Genomic DNA, 15,049 nt, shown 5'->3' on the forward strand with positions numbered 1-15,049 from the left:
TGCTTTATAAAACCATGAAAAGAACGCGGTAGCGGTTGCGGAGGCGACAGCCGACGCAGCCGCGTAGAACGACTGACGTCAGGCTCCCCCTCTCCAAGGGAGAGGGGGCCGGGGGGTGAGGCCAATCGTTGAACGACCACATGAGGGGCCACCTTTGAACAGGCACCCACTTTAATACAAGCGGTGCCGCAGGAGCCAGCCAGCGGCATCAAACTCGTTGGCCAGCGGATGATAAGCTTCCACTTTTATGTCACTGTTGGGGGCTAGCTGCAATAAGTTGCCGTCGCCGCTGTCGTAGATGGTGACATCCGTTTTGGTCTTAGTCTGGGGGGCATTTCCGGTGATGACCAGGTCCTGTCCGGCCCCATCGTAGATGCTTATGACAAAATCAGCATCGGGCAGGCCATGAAACTCGAATACATCGTTGCCGCCCAACCCGAAGAGCTTGATGGTGCTGGTTTCGCGGGCTTTAAACGTGCGTTGGCTTAGCAGACTATCCTGCAAGGCCACCCGGCGGGCCAGCATACTGATGCGCACTTCGTCCGGCGCTACGGCCTCTATCAGAAAGCGCTCAGGCTGGTCGGTGCCGGGCAGCTCCACATCGCGGGCCAGCAGCTCGTAGAACTTGGCGGCCACAGCCGGCAATTGCTCCCGCCGGTTGCGCAGCTTGCTCTCAAACTCCGCTCCCGACAGAGCATAAATCTGGGGCGGCCACACTCCTACTGCTTCCTTAATCGCCACGTCGGTGAGGCGCAGGCGCAAAGAGTCCGCAATTTGACGGAAGTCCTCGGCCGTCAGGTAAGCCAGCAGCGACTTATCCATGGGCCGCGCCGCCTTATTGAGTCCCTCTACATCTTGCAGGCGAATATTCTCTTTAAACGTCTGGTAATTAGTTTTAAACCAGCTTATTACCCGCGTCATCAGGCCATCATCAAACTTAAAGAAGGCGTGGTCCCGGTCGCGAGGAATGCCCCGGTACGTCACTGTGCCGCCCGGCCCCGGAAAGCTGGCCCAGCGCCATTGATCTTCGCGCCGGCTCCAGTCGCCCAGCCACATATCAAACAGGCGGGAGCGCAGGTAATGGCGCGCATCTACGCGGTAGTTATGCGTCACGAAAAGGGAAGTAAAGGCCTTCCGGGAGCTTTCGACTAATGAGGAGTTGCCAAAGTTCGCGCTGTTGACCTGGTTGCCGTCGGGGCGTTCCTCAAACAGATACAGCGCATTGCCGTACTCCTCCCGAAACGGGCCCAGCGCCGCATCAGCCGGCAGCCACACCAGGCGCGGATTGGTATGATACACGCCCGCCGCCTGCGCCAGCCGCGGCACGATATAGGCCCCGTACGGCTGAATAACGCTGGTCTGATCCTTCATCAGGCGGCCAATGGGGCCGTTTTGCAGCCTGGGGGGCAAAGCCTTCGTTGCATCTTTGTCGACGGAGCGCAGTACATACTCCTGCCCCAGCGAGTCGACGAGGCGCAGGTTTTTGGTTTGAAAGCTGCCCCCGGCCTGTAAGGGGCGCAAGCCACCCGGCACCGCAGTACGCAGGTTGAATACGGGAGCCTGCACCGGCGTCGCCCATTCGCGGCGGTAGTGGTCGCCCCAGAAAAACTGATGCACAGCGCCGCGCTCGTACTGTGGGCCGGCCGCCACGCGTACCGTCGAGTCGGGGCCAATAACGGGCAGCGTACCTGCCGGCACCTCACGGGCTGAGCAGGCAGCCAGTACCAGCCAACTAGTACCTAATCCCAATAAGCGGCCAGGCCGGAATGCTTTCAGTAGAAAGTGCACAGATGCGGGAATAGCGCTACAATGGAAGCCGGCTGCGAACGCAGTCGATAGCATAATTTATAGCGCAAACGGGAAAAGAGCAATTCCGTTTGGAAATTATGCAATTGTTATCCGCTATTGCCTACTGTTGCGTTGAAGGCAGTAAGTTGCGCCACAATCTCACTCCATGCCTTCACGCTCCTCCGCCCTACTGCTCTTACTGGCCTGTTCGATGGGCTGTGTACGGGAAAACTTTTTCCAACCCGACGCTCGTCTTGTAACCACCTCCTCCCCCGCTGCTACCGATAGTGTGCTCGTCACCGCGGGTAGGCATTATCAGCGCGGCCCCGTTCACAACCTGTTGCTGGGCAAGCACTACCGCCCGGTGTGGGCCACGCCCGTGTGGGTACCCGTGTTTGACCCCGCCACTGCTGTGCCGGGAGGCCTGAAACCGGGCAAGCTGGGAGGCGGTTTTCAGAGCACCAGCATGACAGTGCTCGGCTCCGATGGCCGTGAGTACGCCCTGCGCAGCATCGATAAAGACCCATATAAAACGCTGCCCAAGATTTTTCGCAAGACGTTTGCCCTGAATCTGGTGCGCGACGCTACTTCGGCGGCCAACCCCTATGGGTCCTTTGTAGTGGCACCTTTGGCGGAAGCGGCCGGTTTGCTGCACACCACGCCGCGGCCTTTTTATGTGCGCTCCGATGAAAATGGCCTGGGTGAGGAATCGGAGCTATTTCGGGGAAAGCTGGTGCTGCTGGAAGAGAAATTCGAGGATAGAGCCAGCCTGACGCCCGCATTCGGCAAAGCCACCGACCTGTTGGAAAGCGACGATGTATTGCGCGACCGTTTTGCCGACCCCAGCCACCGCGTCGATCAGATTGCCTTCGCCCGTGCCCGCTTGTTCGATTTATGGATTGGCGACTGGGACCGCCACGAGGGCCAGTGGAGCTGGGCTGTTTATCCTGATGCCAACGGCCCAACTATCTACCGGCCCGTCCCCCAGGACCGCGACCAGGCGTTTTTTCGGTTCAAGGATGGTATCATTCCCTGGATTGTAAGCCGGCCCTTTTTTGTGGGAAAGTTTCGCACGTTTCGGCCCGAATATGAGAGCATTGAAGGCATGACGCAGAACTCCCGGTTCGTGGATGAGCGCTTTCTGAATAAAGTAACCTCTGCCGACTTCCAACGCTTGGCCACGGAGTTGCAAACGCGCCTCGATGACGACGCCATTGCGAATGCGCTCAAGCGCTTTCCAGAGCCCGTGTTTGCGCAGGAAGGTGAATATATCGGGCAGGCGTTAGAAGCCCGCCGCGCTAAGCTGCCTTGGGCAGCCAACGAGTTTTACCGTATTCTGGCCCGCCACGTCACCGTTGTCGGCACCGACCAGGATGAGCGCTTCGTGGTGCGCCGCCTTACCGATTCCACCACGGCAGTCACGGTGTACACGCTGGGGGGCAAATCGGACCGGGATTCGGTGTTTTACCAACGCGTGTTTCGGACCAATGAAACCAAGGAGATCACGCTGCATGGCCTCGAAGGCAAAGACATATTTGAGCTAAGCGGTGAAGTGCGGCGCGGCCCACGCATCAACATTTACGGAGGCCCCAACTCCGATAAAGTCACCGACTCAACTCGGGTGCAGGGCCTCAGCAAGAAAACCCGCTACTATGACACCCACTCCGATAATGAGCTGACCAAGAGCAAGGAAACCTGGGACAGAACGGATCATGGTGTAAAAATGCACGCCTATGACCGGGAAGGAACCTGAGTTAATGATATTGTTAGCGTAGAAATAATACCCTCAGAACGTCATGCGGCGCTTCGCTCTGCATGACTTGTTAAAAGACAAAAAAGCCCCCCGCACAATGTGCGGGGGGCTTTTTTGTTTTCAATAGCAAACTTCTGAAAACCGTTGTTTTACAACGTCGGCTCCGGAGCCGTTTGGTCTTTTTCCTTTTCTACTTCAATTGCCGGAATAGCTTCTGTGTAAAGCAGGCCAATCTTGGCGGCATGCTCGGCGGCCTGCACCGTGTCTTTTACCAGCAGCATTTCCACCTTATCCTGCAGTATTTCCTCGGCCACACGCTCCACGAGCGCCGCCCTTCCGGGGTGCTGCACATCGCGGATATAAATGGCCAGAATGCGGCCGGGGTAGCGGCGCACAACCTCGCGGTAAATGTTGGCATCTTCCTGCCCGCTGTCGCCGATGAGCACAAATGGCAACTCGGGATAGGTAAGCAGAAGGTTATCAATCTCGTGCAGCTTATGGCCATGATGGGCCGAGGCTTCGGGCTTGGTTGCTTTGCGGGTCAATGACATATCGCGCAGCAGCAGCGGGCCGGGCGGCACGTCATTCAGCTCCAGAAAATCGTCCAGCAGATCGTAGAGGTTCCAGGGGCTGCTGCTCACGTAGAAAAACGGGTTGTTGCGCTTGCCATTGCGCCCCAATTGCAGCGCTCGATAGAACTCGGCCACGCCCTCAAACGGCAGGCGGGAGTGCGCGTTACGCACCAGCACCGTGCGCGCCATGCGCACCAGGTTGGTGGCGGAGGTTTGAATAACAGTATCGTCGAGGTCGCTGATGATACCGTATTCAGCGTCGAGGGGCGGAATGAGCACGTGGGCCGGCTCCTTCATGTCGGTGGGCATCTGGAGATGCTGGGGGGCTTTTTTCAACTCCACCTCTACCGGGTACCACAGAAAATCGATGGGAGCCGGCAGACTTTTGGGCTCAATATTCAGCGTGAAGTATCCTTCCTCGTCGGTGGTCACGTTGTGCTCACTGCCATCACCCGGCCGAATAATCAGCTCAGCCCCCGGAATCTCATTGCTCTCGAAGCGCCGATACATATTCAGCAGGTTCTGCCAGCGCGAATCGCCCTCGCCGGGGTCGCCAATGCCTTTATCTGTGAGCAAACGGCCTTTTACGTACAGGCGGCCGGCAGTGCCGTAGCTGCGGTACGTTACCAATTGGAGCGGGTGCAAGAAGCCCAAACGGGCGCGGGTGTTCGTGACCAGGTCATCAGCCCGCTCGGCCAGACTACTGAGTTTGTGGAGGAAGGAGGGCATAGGGAATGCAAAAGGGTAGAAAGCAGCGTACGAGCAAAACCCGCCAGGGAGTTGCCTCAACAGTACACTTCCCTCCGCCTGACCACGTTTTCGAATGGATACAAACGGATTAATCATCCTCAGTACCCATAAAAAAAGCCAGCCCTGTGGAGGCTGGCTTTCCGCTATAAGAACTATCAATCAAGGGTTTACAAAATCCGCTTTAGCTCCAGGAAACTCGCATTATCGGTGGTGCGGCTCGCGCAATTCAGCTCCTTGGCTTTGGCCTGAATAGCCTCCACGCGGGTGCCGGGGTTGGGGTGGGTGCTTAAAAACTCAGGGGTGCTGGTGGGAGCCTGTGCTGCGGCCTTGATGAAGAAGCCGGCTGCGCCGTCGCAAGAGTAGGGAGTGCTATTCAGGTAGCGCACCGAGAACTCGTCGGCTTCTACTTCGTACTCGCGGCTAAACCGCAGCTGGCCCAGGCTGGCCGCGATTTGCGCCAGCTGGTTGGGGTTTTCGCCTAACAAAAGGCTTAAAAGGAAGGAAACGCCAAACTCCTTCTGCAAAGAGCGCGACGTATGACGGCGGTCGGCGTGGGCAATTTCGTGGCCTAGCACCCCGGCCAGCTGGTCTTCAGTTTCCAGAAACTTAATCAGCCCCGAGAACACATAAATATGCCCCCCGGGCGTGGCAAAGGCATTCTGGATTTCATCGTCCTTGATGATTTTGACATCCCAGGGAAACTCGTTGCGGTACTGAAGCTCGTTGGAGCTGAGCACCTTACTCACTACCGCATCAAGCAGCACGTAGGCGCGCTGGTTGGCTCCGTTATTGCGCTCAAGCAGCTGGTTCTTGGACCGGTAGGTGGAGTCGGTTTGCGCGGCTACTTTTTGGCCCAGCGCAATATCATCTTCCACAGAAAACAGCACGACCCCATCACCAGTACCGGAGCAGGCCGCAGTGCCCAACGACGTGAGAAGAGCAAGAAAAAACCAGGGTTTAAGCCAAATACGACGCATACTGCAAATAGGAGTGTAGGAAGAACAGGGGGCAGAACTTACCGTCTAAAAACGGTGCCAAAGCCGGCGGCTACCCATACGGGTTTGGGTTGTGAGGCGTTGCTGATACGCAGATAATAAACATATAGCTCAGACGCTCAACTTGAAACTTTATTTTCCTGCCCTGTCTCATTATTATTCATTCGCCTTACTCTTCTGCTTTGCGATTACTCAGCATGCATCCGCTTCTTCGCTGATGACGAGCTACCTGCCGCTACTTTTTTCCAGCTTCTGCGTACAGAAATGCCCCCCGGCTGCTTTTGGCCGGGGACATTTTTAGCGCTTTATGCCCACCACCTCCACCCCTCGGCCCAAAACCAAAAAAAAACATCTGCCCCCCTTAGAGGAGGCGCACGAGCTGTATAAAGACCCGGCCCGGCAGGCAGAGCTGGCGGGCCTGCGCTACCAGGCTGATACCAAGCCCGGCATCAGCCGCCAGCCCGGTCCCGATGGCACGTTTACTTTCCTCACGGCGAAAGGCGAAAAAATCACGGACGAGAAGACGCTGGCCCGGCTGCAAGGCTTCGTCATTCCGCCCGCCTGGACCGATGTCTGGATTGCGCCTTCCGCCTCCGCTCACCTTCAGGTAACGGGCCGCGATGCCAAGGGGCGCAAGCAATACATCTACCACCCCACCTGGGACCAAGCCCGCAGCCTGACCAAGTTCAGCCGCCTGCTGGCTTTTGGTGAAGCCTTACCTACCCTGCGTCAGCGTTTGCAGCAGGATCTGAAGCGCGCTGGGCTGGACAAGCAAAAGGTTATTGCCTTGGTACTGACCCTGATGGATCAGTCGTTTATTCGCATTGGCAACAAGGAATACGCCAAGAAGAACAAAAGCTACGGCCTCACCACCCTGCGCGACCGGCACGTACAGATATCAGGCGACGAGGTACGCTTTTCGTTTGTGGGCAAGAAAGGAGTGGCCCACGATGTAGCCCTGCAAGACCGCCGCCTGGCACGCATGGTGCGCAAATGCAAGGAGATTCCCGGTCAGCACCTGTTTCAATACTACGCCGCCGATGGCCACCGCCAAGAGCTGGAGTCGGGCGACGTGAACCAGTATTTGCAGGAGGTGACGGGCATAGCCCTGTCGGCTAAGGATTTCCGCACCTGGGGCGGCACCGTAAAAATGGTGGAGTGCCTGGAAAGCGTGCTGCACGAAGAGCCGGATTTGCCGAAGGAAAAAGTACTGAAGCGAGCCGTGAAAGATGTGGCTTCGGGCCTGGGCAACACGCCCACTGTGTGCAGCAAATACTACATTCACCCGCAGGTAGTCGAGCTTTTTCATTCCGACAAGCTCATCGACTACCTCCGTCAGCACGACATCGACCCCACCGAAAACGACATCCTCTCTCCTACCGAGCACATGGTGCTGCACATGCTCCGCACCGCCGCGTAAGCGCTGTTTATAAAGATGGTCAAGTCATGCTAAGTGGCGCTGAAATAAGTTATGTGCTGCCGTTGCATAAAACATATGGCCGTCATGCAGAGCGGTAGCGAAGAATCTCGCGTGCTGACGAGAGATTAGTAATCCCGCTAAACACGCGAAATGATTCGATCTGCTCTGCATAACGGCCATCTTGATTATTGGCATTTTTAGCTGGAATGATCGGCTACGATAACCCAGCGGCCGGCAATGCGGCGAAACACGAGCAGAAAATGCCCCCCAAGGTCGCCGGCGGCGGGGCGGGCGAGTTGCCAACGGCCTACTACGTGGGCCGCGTCGGGGCTGATGGGAGTAATGCGCAAGTTGGAAAACGTAAGCTGTCCCATGGCGGCGGCATCGGGATAGCTGCGGCGGTAGTTGTCGAGGGTGGGCTGCCAGCCGTAGGTCAGGCCGCTTTTGCCAATAAACACGAGCGAGTCGGACTGCCAGTAGCCCTGCATGAAGCCGCTTACGTCGCCCCGGTTCCAGGCTGCCGTTTGGGTCGTCAGCACCTGGCTGATGTCCTGCCGCTGGCTGCCGGGACGCGTGGCGGCGCAACTGCACAAAAAGGCCACGCCCAGCACTAATCCGCTAATTTTCTTCATGTTATCAAGTAGTAAAGAAGGAAGGAAAAAGCCCCCCACCGGCCTGAATATAGCTGGTGGGGGGCTTTTTTCTGGTGATGCTATTCCTCTAGCAGCGCCTTCACGTAAGAAATGCCCCCCAAACGACGCATGTTGCGCTGCACCCGCCGCTGCTTGGCCCGCGCCACCGGCCCCGGATTACCGGCCCGAAAACGAAGCGGATTCGGCAGCACGCCCGCCAGCAGCGCCGCCTCCGAAGCAGTAAGCTTGGCCGCCGATTTGTGAAAATAGCGCTGGGAAGCGGCTTCTACCCCAAAGGTGCAGTCGCCCATTTCGGCCACGCTCAGGTACATTTCCATGATGCGCCGCTTGCTCCAGAGCGCTTCGATCAGAATGGTAAAATACGCCTCCGCTGCCTTGCGCACATAGCTCCTGCCCGACCACAAAAACACGTTTTTGGCTACCTGCTGACTGATTGTGCTGCCGCCAACCAACTGTTTGCCGCCCTCAAAATTGCGCTTGGCCGCCTGCTGAATGGCTTTCACATCGAAGCCCCGATGCAGCAAAAAGCGCTGATCTTCGGCCGCCACCAGCGCCAGCGGCACCTGCGGCGATACTTCGTCCAGGGTTTTGAAATTATAGCTGATCCGGCGGTCGTCTTCGCGAATGCCGTGGTAGCCGCGGCCAATGGGCGCGTGGGCGCGGCGGTCGAGCATGAGCCAGGTAGCGGGCGGGGCCAGCCACCGATAGATAAGCACCCAGGCTACCGTGGTAAGAAACAGGGCTGCAATTATTTGCAGCAATACCCGCCACACCCGCCGCCCATGTTGCCGGAATTTTGTTTTCATGAAATAAAGCCGTTCTTCTTTCCCATCCATCCTGCTGAGAGGCACAGAAGGGGCAAAAGTAACGCATTTGGGCGCGCAGCAACCCAATACCAGCGTTTTTAGCCTATTTTCGTCGCCGACATTGTTGAGCTCCTATGCCTCGTATCCTTCCTCTCTTTCCTTTAAACCTTGTCGTATTTCCCGGCGAGAAGCTCAATCTGCACATCTTCGAGCCGCGCTACCGCCAGCTTGTGCGCGACTGCATCGAGTCCGACCTGACCTTTGGCATCCCGCCTTACCTCAATGATGGCGTGAGCGAGTTGGGTACAGAAGTGCGCTTGATAAGTGTAGAAAAGGCCTACGACAGCGGTGAGCTGGATATAAAGACCAAGGGCATTGGGGTATTTCGCATTCGTGAGTTTTACCGCGAAGCCCCCGGCAAGCTCTACGCCGCCGGCCAGGTAGATACCATCGAGGACGACCCCGAAGAGGACCCCAATCTGAAGGTGCGCATCAACGAGTACGTGCGCCAGCTCTACGATACGCTGGGTTTGCGCAAAATCTTCCTGGATTTGCCCCCCAGCTATCGCATCTACGATATTGCCCACAACCTAGGCTTCAGCACGGAGCAGGAGTACCAACTATTGCAGGCCACCAGCGAGCTGGAGCGCCAATCCATAGTGCTGGAACACCTCGAAAACGTGCTGCCCATTATCCTAGAAACCGAGCGACTAAAGGAGCGCGCCCGCCTCAACGGGCACTTCAAGAACCTCACGCCGCCGAATTTTTAACGGGCTCAGGAGCTTTACCAGTTGGTACGGCGCAGCTTTTCCGGCTGCTGCACCCGAATAAACTTGTTGGTCAGCTCAATAATGCCATCCTGCCGAAACTCGCTGAGCGTGCGGCTCAACGACTCGGGCGCCGTGCCAATCAACGCCGCCATATCATCGCGCGATAGCTGAATCTGAGGGTCATCAGGGTTGAGGGTGCGTTGCTGCTCATGCAGGCGCAGCAGCGTATCAGCCACGCGCTTACGCAGCGAGTTATAAGCCATATCGAGCAACAGATCCTCTTGCTCGCGCACCCGACCCGCCAGCAGGCGCACAAACTGCTGACTTACCTCCGGATTGCGCATTACTAGCTGGGTAAAGTCGTCGGCCGGAATGTAGAGCAGAACGGAATCCTCCACGGCCACGGCCGAGTCGTGGTGTGCAGTGCCTTCCAGGAGCGCTTTGTAGCCAAAAAAGTCGCCCGCCTGATATAACCCGGTAATGAGCTCCTTGCCGGCGGCGGTGGTTTTGCTGGTTTTCACCCTCCCCGACTGCACGAAATACAGCCGCGTGGCTTCATCACCCTCGGCGTACACAATCTGCTTGCGAGGTATGGTATGCGGTTTCCGATCGGCGGAAAGCGCCGTAAGGCTGCCCGTTTTCTGAGCATCATGCAAAAACTCGTCGAGCCCATTAGCGTGCAGATCGTACTCCGGCTTAAGGTGCTGAAAACGGTTGAGTCGGCCGGCTATGGCGCTTAGCAATTCGCTGCTGTCAAAGGGCTTAGTCAGGTAGTCATCGGCTCCCAGCTCCATACCTCTGCGCAAATCATTGCGCTCGGTTTTGGCCGTCAGAAAGATAAAGGGCACACCCGAGAGCTGCGGATTCTGGTTGAAAATATGCAGCACGCCGTAGCCATCCAGCACGGGCATCATAATGTCGCACACCACCAGATCAGGCTTCGTTTCGAGCGCTTTTTCTATACCCACCTTCCCATTTTCGGCCGTGATGACATTGTAGCCCGTCATTTCCAGAATTTCGGCGGTATTCTCACGAATAAAATCGTTGTCCTCAATCAGCAGAATGGTTTTCATAGGGGATTTTGATAGTGACGGTAGTGCCTACATCGAGTGTACTCTGCAGGGATATGGTGCCATTCATTAGCTCCAGATACTTGGCAATAATATACAGGCCCAGGCCCGTGCCCGGTACATTTGTTACGTTGCGGGCCCGAAAAAAACGCTCAAACAAGTGTTCCTGATCTTCGGCCGAGATACCTACTCCGTGGTCACGGACAACCAGCGTGAGCTGACCTGCCGCGCACTCGGCCTCTAGTTCGACTGTTGTATTCGGGCCGGAGTATTTTATGGCGTTGGACAGCAGATTGACGACAATCTTGCGCAGCAGCGAAGGATCAAGCCACAGGGCTTCGAGGCAGTTTATGCGTCGCTGAACAGTTTGCCCCGGCTTCAGCAGGCCCTCCACATCCGTAATGGTGTCGTTCAGTAGGTCCGATAAGATGAGGCGGGCCGGGCGGGCCTCCACCCGTCCTTCCTCGATACGCCCTACCGACAGAAACTCCTCCAGAATATCATTCAGGTGATTGACGGATTGCCGTATGCGCTCGAGGTGGCGCAGACGCTTATCCTGCTGCTCGCTGCTGGGGTATTTCTCAATAAGAGAGGCGGAGGTAAGCACGGCCGTCAGCGGTGTCCGAAACTCGTGCGAGGCCATGCTCACGAAGCGCGACTTCAGCTCGCCCAGCTCCTGCTCGGCGGCTAGGGCTTTGGCCAGCTCATCCTTGCGCTGCTCCAGCTGCTCCAGGGTGTTCAGCAGCGCGTGGGTGCGGTCGGCTACCTTCTGCTCCAGCTCGGCGTTGAGCCTCTCCACGCGCTGCCGCTCCGATATCAGGGCTTGCTGCGCGTTCTTTTTGAAGGTGATATCAAGGATATAGGAAACGACAAACAGTTCATCATCGAGGTAGAAATAGCTGAGGCTAACCTCTACCGGGAACACCGAGCCGTCCTTGCGAAGCGCTTCCAAGTCGCCCCGGTGGGCACCCATCGAGCGCACCTGGGGCTGCGCATTGAAGGATTCGCGCAGCTTCTCGTGTCGGCGGCCTCCCGCGTTGGGAACCAGGGCTTCAATGGCATGCCCTATTAGCTCCCCATCTTCGTAGCCAAACTGCTGGTGGGCCATTTGATTGGCCGATATAATACTCCCCCCCCGATTGCACACAACAATGCCGATAGTAGCATTGGCAAACACGGCCTCGAAACGACGCACGCTCTGGGCTAGCTCGCGCTCGGCTTGGTGCAGACGGTTCTGCTCCGTAAGGCGAACCATAAAATAGGGCGCTTCGGCTACTTTAAAATATGTAAGCTCGATGTGGGCCTGCAACAAATCTTTCCCTGGCCGGTTGATTTCTACTTCGGCTTCCTGCCGGCCGCTTTGGCGGGCTTGCGCAAGCAGAGCTATCCATTCAGCTTCCGAAAAAGTTGGGGTAAGCAGCGTACGGGCTGGTTCGGCCAAAAGCTCCTGCTCTGAGCTGTAGCCCAATAGCTGCACTCCGGCCGGATTCACCTGCGCGAACCGATTGTGAGTAGCGTCAAACACACCCACAAACTCCTGGGCCTGGTTGACGAGTATATCGGTTATAGCTAGTGCGAACACGTTGTCTGGCATAATTAATAAAGGCAAAGAAATCAGGACAAAGCGTATCTGCTTAGCTACGGCTGCTGTGGGGGGCAAATTAATGCTATTGTTAAGCGCAGAGGCATCGTTTGGAAGTGCAGGGAGAACTGATTAATGCTTGGCGCCTGGCGTTGGCATCGGCCAAAGGTGGTTAAAAGTAGTCTGTAGGGATGATATGTGATAAATGTCAAGCCCCTACTTGACCAGCCTCATGGATGAGCAGCAGGGCTAAAAGCTAATTTTACGACATCCATTTAACATATCCCATCATGTCCGCCTCGTCTCCTCCTGTGCTGCAGCCCGATACGGTCGTATTACTGGTGCTGCTGCCGCTGCATAGTGCGGGCGAAGCTTCGTCCGGGACAGAAAGCAACGCCTCCATTCGCACGCTGCAAGGGCGACTTGGCCCCGGAATAAGGGTGCTCAAAATTGATGAAGCCAGCCATCCGGCCGTGGTACGCAGCTTTGGCACCCCCGAGCTGCCAGCCTGTGTGCTGGTACGACAGGGAGTTGAAATCTGGCGGCAGCACGGCCTGCCCGAAGACGAAGAAGTCTTTTCTGCCCTGCTTGAAGCGGCGCACGCGCATTAAGCAGGTTTTCTTGCTTACTTATAGTTGAGCTTCAATCCTATTTTCTGAGCTACATGGCTCTTGGCGGCAGACTCCCTACATTGCTGAGGTTTCTATTTAGCCGCGCCTCCTGTGCTCGCCCGCCGACCTACCAAAGTCCATCTCTGGGACTACTTTATCTTAACTGCCCGGGTCTTATTGGCCTTCACCTTTATTAGCTACGGTTACTCCAAATTAACTGGGGGGCAATTTGGCCTTACTCCCACACAGGCGGCCTTACCGGTCAGCCGCCTTACGTTGTTCAAACTCGCCTGGTATGTGTTTGACCACGAACCATTCCGGTCCTTTGTGGGCGTGTCGCAGATACTGGCGGGACTACTATTGCTCTGGAATCGGACAGCACTCCTCGGGGCGCTACTGCTGTTGCCGATTGCCGCTAACGTTCTCATTATTGACATCACCTACCTGAAGATGCCAGGGTTCTATTGGCGGCTATCCTATTATATCGGGCTTATCTTCTTGATTTTCTGGCATTATCGCGCCCGCATGCTCGTCGTATTTCACACCGTGACGAAGGGGCTCACGACGCGTTTTACTTACCCGTGGTGGGCGTATGGACTATTACCCGTCGCTGCTATTGGCGCCGAAATAGCTGGGGCCCTACCGCGATTTTTCTTTTATCTCATGACTAGCCCCAGAAAAACGTGGGACGGGTTGGTCTATTTGTGGGACACAATAATGCAACACTTAGTTAGTTAGAAGGTAGTGATGGGCTTCTTCTAGCGCTTACTAGTTCCCAAAAAACGATTTCAGGATATAAAAAAGCATGAATAAGGACCGATAACGGTTACGTCGGCGGTCCTTATTTTATGGTAATCATAAGCCGTCTATTACCCCTTCACTGCCGCTATTGCCACTGTCAGCAGGAAAAAGGAGTCCTGATGCGCCTGCACGCTATGCAGAACACCGGCGGGCAACAGCAGTAACTGCCCGGCTCTGAGGTCGGATGACTGCTGGGCGGTGCAAAACGTGATGTGGCCTTCGAGCACCTGCACGGTAAGGATGCCGGGGGCGGAATGCGTTTTCAGCTCGGCCCCTTCATGCAAACCCAACAGCACTAAGCGCAGGCTCTCCGACTTGAACAGTGTAGTGGCGTGCCGGTCGCTGGACTTCCAGTTGGGCGTCTGCTTGGCCTGCGCTATCTCGTGTGCCAGATTCATTGTCTGCGCCGGACTAGCGGAGGCAGCGTTTGCAGCAGCTTGGGAAGAAGTGATATTGGTGCTCATAAAAAGAGTGGGATTCAGGGCAATGGAGGAATCAGATTAAACGGAAGCCGTTGCGGTGCTACCCTTACAGAATCGAGAGCGGATTGGGGCGCAGGCGGGCTTCAAACACGTGGGCAATATTCTGGGCGCGCAGCTTGGCTTCGTCGGCCACCGGCCCGGCAAACAGCTCATCCACCGTGCCCAGGAAGAGCGTCAGCCAGCGCTGAAAATGCTCCCCGGCAATAGGCAGCGGAATGTGCTTGAGGAAAGGCCGGCCGCTGTAGCGCGAGGTATGCAGCAGCAGGCCGCTCCAGAAATCGTACATACGCGGCAGGTGCGCCGGCCAGTCGACGTGGGCAAATTCGTTGAAGACTGGCGCCAGCAAAGCATCGGCATTCACCTTATCGTAAAAGGTATCTACCAGCAGCTTGATGTCGGCTTCGGTCTGAATATCGGGGCGGGAATTGGACATGTGTTGGTTTAGAGAAAAGTCGCGAATGGGCTTGCTGGGGGGCTTTTTTTTACGCGTGCTGCACGCGTCGGCGCTGCGCGTTCAACCTCTGCCGATTGAGGGTAAAATAAGCCAGCGCGCCGGTGCCTAGCAGCAGCAGCAGCTTCACCGCTTCGGCCACTATATACAGCAGATGCAGGGAATTGGGCGGCGGCGGGTTGCCGCTCAGCAGCGCCTCGGCCCGCACATCCAGCGCCGGCAGCAGCCAGAACGTTTGCAGCAGCAGCACAAAGCTAAGCGCTGCCAGTCCGGCCCGCACGCGCCATTCGGGGCGCAGGTACAAGGCGCTGATAACGGCCAGTGCGCACAGCCCGATTTCCACCTTGTTCAGGGCATGAAACACGATGCGGCCAATGCCCACGCCCAACGGCACCGTGATGTGCGGAGCCGTAAACTTAAGGGGCGCTTCCAGGAAAGAAATGCCCCCCACCATGCCGGCCCACAGAAAAAGAGACGCTACAAGTACAAGAGGAAGTGACTGACGCATAGCAAAGAATAAGCAGTACGGATGCCGTAGCCCGCAC

The 15,049-nt window shown here is 56.7% G+C and carries 15 protein-coding genes; 5 read left to right on the forward strand and 10 right to left on the reverse strand.

The annotated features are described in order from the left end of the window. Positions 1-171 precede the first annotated feature (171 nt). Positions 172-1,788, reverse strand: coding sequence for a hypothetical protein (locus IEW06_RS07940; protein WP_188547989.1), 1,617 nt, complete (start codon positions 1,786-1,788; stop codon positions 172-174). A 166-nt stretch (positions 1,789-1,954) separates the two neighbouring features. Between IEW06_RS07940 and IEW06_RS07945 the strand changes: the two genes are divergently transcribed. Next, positions 1,955-3,541 carry a hypothetical protein gene (locus IEW06_RS07945; RefSeq protein WP_188547991.1) on the forward strand — a complete coding sequence of 529 codons (1,587 nt, stop codon included), beginning with the start codon at positions 1,955-1,957 and terminating at the stop codon, positions 3,539-3,541. Positions 3,542-3,690: 149 nt separating this feature from the next. Here IEW06_RS07945 and IEW06_RS07950 read toward each other — a convergent pair whose 3' ends face one another. Both IEW06_RS07950 and IEW06_RS07955 read right to left on the reverse strand, forming a co-directional pair. After that, positions 3,691-4,842, reverse strand: a complete 1,152-nt coding sequence (locus IEW06_RS07950) for an App1 family protein phosphatidate phosphatase (RefSeq protein ID WP_187732061.1) — start codon at positions 4,840-4,842, stop codon at positions 3,691-3,693. A gap of 188 nt (positions 4,843-5,030) precedes the next feature. Further along, the gene (locus IEW06_RS07955; RefSeq protein ID WP_188547993.1) at positions 5,031-5,840 is read right to left on the reverse strand and encodes a M48 family metalloprotease; all 810 of its coding nucleotides are present in this window, start codon (positions 5,838-5,840) and stop codon (positions 5,031-5,033) included. Between the two features lie 325 nt (positions 5,841-6,165). On the opposite strand from IEW06_RS07955, the gene IEW06_RS07960 reads away from it, so the two are divergent. Continuing rightward, positions 6,166-7,278 carry a DNA topoisomerase IB gene (locus IEW06_RS07960; RefSeq protein ID WP_188547995.1) on the forward strand — a complete coding sequence of 371 codons (1,113 nt, stop codon included), beginning with the start codon at positions 6,166-6,168 and terminating at the stop codon, positions 7,276-7,278. A 197-nt stretch (positions 7,279-7,475) separates the two neighbouring features. On the opposite strand, the gene IEW06_RS07965 is transcribed toward IEW06_RS07960, so the two are convergent. After that, positions 7,476-7,910, reverse strand: coding sequence for a YybH family protein (locus tag IEW06_RS07965; protein ID WP_187732063.1), 435 nt, complete (start codon positions 7,908-7,910; stop codon positions 7,476-7,478). An 80-nt stretch (positions 7,911-7,990) separates the two neighbouring features. Further along, positions 7,991-8,737, reverse strand: coding sequence for a monofunctional biosynthetic peptidoglycan transglycosylase (mtgA, locus tag IEW06_RS07970; protein WP_187732064.1), 747 nt, complete (start codon positions 8,735-8,737; stop codon positions 7,991-7,993). 134 nt (positions 8,738-8,871) lie between these two features. Here mtgA and IEW06_RS07975 point away from each other — a divergent pair, with 134 nt between their 5' ends. Continuing rightward, a complete protein-coding gene (locus IEW06_RS07975) occupies positions 8,872-9,507 on the forward strand; it encodes an LON peptidase substrate-binding domain-containing protein (protein WP_187732065.1) in 636 nt (211 codons plus the stop codon). A gap of 14 nt (positions 9,508-9,521) precedes the next feature. On the opposite strand, the gene IEW06_RS07980 is transcribed toward IEW06_RS07975, so the two are convergent. Continuing rightward, positions 9,522-10,580: a response regulator gene (locus tag IEW06_RS07980; protein WP_187732066.1), complete on the reverse strand. Its 1,059-nt coding sequence runs from the start codon at positions 10,578-10,580 to the stop codon at positions 9,522-9,524. Continuing rightward, the gene (locus IEW06_RS07985; protein ID WP_188547997.1) at positions 10,558-12,171 is read right to left on the reverse strand and encodes a sensor histidine kinase; all 1,614 of its coding nucleotides are present in this window, start codon (positions 12,169-12,171) and stop codon (positions 10,558-10,560) included. The genes IEW06_RS07980 and IEW06_RS07985 overlap by 23 nt, the downstream gene beginning before the upstream one ends. Positions 12,172-12,449: 278 nt before the next feature. On the opposite strand from IEW06_RS07985, the gene IEW06_RS07990 reads away from it, so the two are divergent. Together IEW06_RS07990 and IEW06_RS07995 are read left to right on the forward strand one after the other, a co-directional pair. After that, a complete protein-coding gene (locus tag IEW06_RS07990) occupies positions 12,450-12,770 on the forward strand; it encodes a thioredoxin domain-containing protein (RefSeq protein ID WP_187732067.1) in 321 nt (106 codons plus the stop codon). Between the two features lie 111 nt (positions 12,771-12,881). Next, positions 12,882-13,508, forward strand: a complete 627-nt coding sequence (locus tag IEW06_RS07995; RefSeq protein ID WP_187732068.1) for a DoxX family membrane protein — start codon at positions 12,882-12,884, stop codon at positions 13,506-13,508. 131 nt (positions 13,509-13,639) lie between these two features. Here IEW06_RS07995 and IEW06_RS08000 read toward each other — a convergent pair whose 3' ends face one another. The 3 genes from IEW06_RS08000 to IEW06_RS08010 all read right to left on the reverse strand — a co-directional run bounded on the left by IEW06_RS08000 (position 13,640) and on the right by IEW06_RS08010 (position 15,012). Next, the gene (locus IEW06_RS08000; RefSeq protein WP_187732069.1) at positions 13,640-14,035 is read right to left on the reverse strand and encodes a cupin domain-containing protein; all 396 of its coding nucleotides are present in this window, start codon (positions 14,033-14,035) and stop codon (positions 13,640-13,642) included. A 64-nt stretch (positions 14,036-14,099) separates the two neighbouring features. Continuing rightward, the gene (locus IEW06_RS08005) at positions 14,100-14,486 is read right to left on the reverse strand and encodes a group III truncated hemoglobin (protein ID WP_187732070.1); all 387 of its coding nucleotides are present in this window, start codon (positions 14,484-14,486) and stop codon (positions 14,100-14,102) included. Positions 14,487-14,535: 49 nt separating this feature from the next. Next, positions 14,536-15,012 (reverse strand): hypothetical protein, encoded by a 477-nt coding sequence (locus tag IEW06_RS08010; protein ID WP_188547999.1) that lies wholly within the window; start codon positions 15,010-15,012, stop codon positions 14,536-14,538. Positions 15,013-15,049 lie beyond the last annotated feature (37 nt).

This window comes from Hymenobacter qilianensis, from assembly GCF_014638675.1.
GTDB classification, from domain to species: domain Bacteria; phylum Bacteroidota; class Bacteroidia; order Cytophagales; family Hymenobacteraceae; genus Hymenobacter; species Hymenobacter qilianensis.

Excerpts from the sequence above, each read along its gene's own strand:
- IEW06_RS07945 (WP_188547991.1), top strand. The coding sequence starts at position 1,955 with ATGCCTTCACGCTCCTCCGCCCTACTGCTCTTACTGGCCTGTTCGATG.
- IEW06_RS07965 (WP_187732063.1), bottom strand. The coding sequence starts at position 7,910 with ATGAAGAAAATTAGCGGATTAGTGCTGGGCGTGGCCTTTTTGTGCAGT.
- IEW06_RS07985 (WP_188547997.1), bottom strand. The coding sequence starts at position 12,171 with ATGCCAGACAACGTGTTCGCACTAGCTATAACCGATATACTCGTCAAC.
- mtgA (WP_187732064.1), bottom strand. The coding sequence starts at position 8,737 with ATGAAAACAAAATTCCGGCAACATGGGCGGCGGGTGTGGCGGGTATTG.
- IEW06_RS08005 (WP_187732070.1), bottom strand. The coding sequence starts at position 14,486 with ATGTCCAATTCCCGCCCCGATATTCAGACCGAAGCCGACATCAAGCTG.
- IEW06_RS07980 (WP_187732066.1), bottom strand. The coding sequence starts at position 10,580 with ATGAAAACCATTCTGCTGATTGAGGACAACGATTTTATTCGTGAGAAT.
- IEW06_RS07950 (WP_187732061.1), bottom strand. The coding sequence starts at position 4,842 with ATGCCCTCCTTCCTCCACAAACTCAGTAGTCTGGCCGAGCGGGCTGAT.
- IEW06_RS07960 (WP_188547995.1), top strand. The coding sequence starts at position 6,166 with ATGCCCACCACCTCCACCCCTCGGCCCAAAACCAAAAAAAAACATCTG.
- IEW06_RS08000 (WP_187732069.1), bottom strand. The coding sequence starts at position 14,035 with ATGAGCACCAATATCACTTCTTCCCAAGCTGCTGCAAACGCTGCCTCC.
- IEW06_RS08010 (WP_188547999.1), bottom strand. The coding sequence starts at position 15,012 with ATGCGTCAGTCACTTCCTCTTGTACTTGTAGCGTCTCTTTTTCTGTGG.
- IEW06_RS07990 (WP_187732067.1), top strand. The coding sequence starts at position 12,450 with ATGTCCGCCTCGTCTCCTCCTGTGCTGCAGCCCGATACGGTCGTATTA.
- IEW06_RS07975 (WP_187732065.1), top strand. The coding sequence starts at position 8,872 with ATGCCTCGTATCCTTCCTCTCTTTCCTTTAAACCTTGTCGTATTTCCC.
- IEW06_RS07955 (WP_188547993.1), bottom strand. The coding sequence starts at position 5,840 with ATGCGTCGTATTTGGCTTAAACCCTGGTTTTTTCTTGCTCTTCTCACG.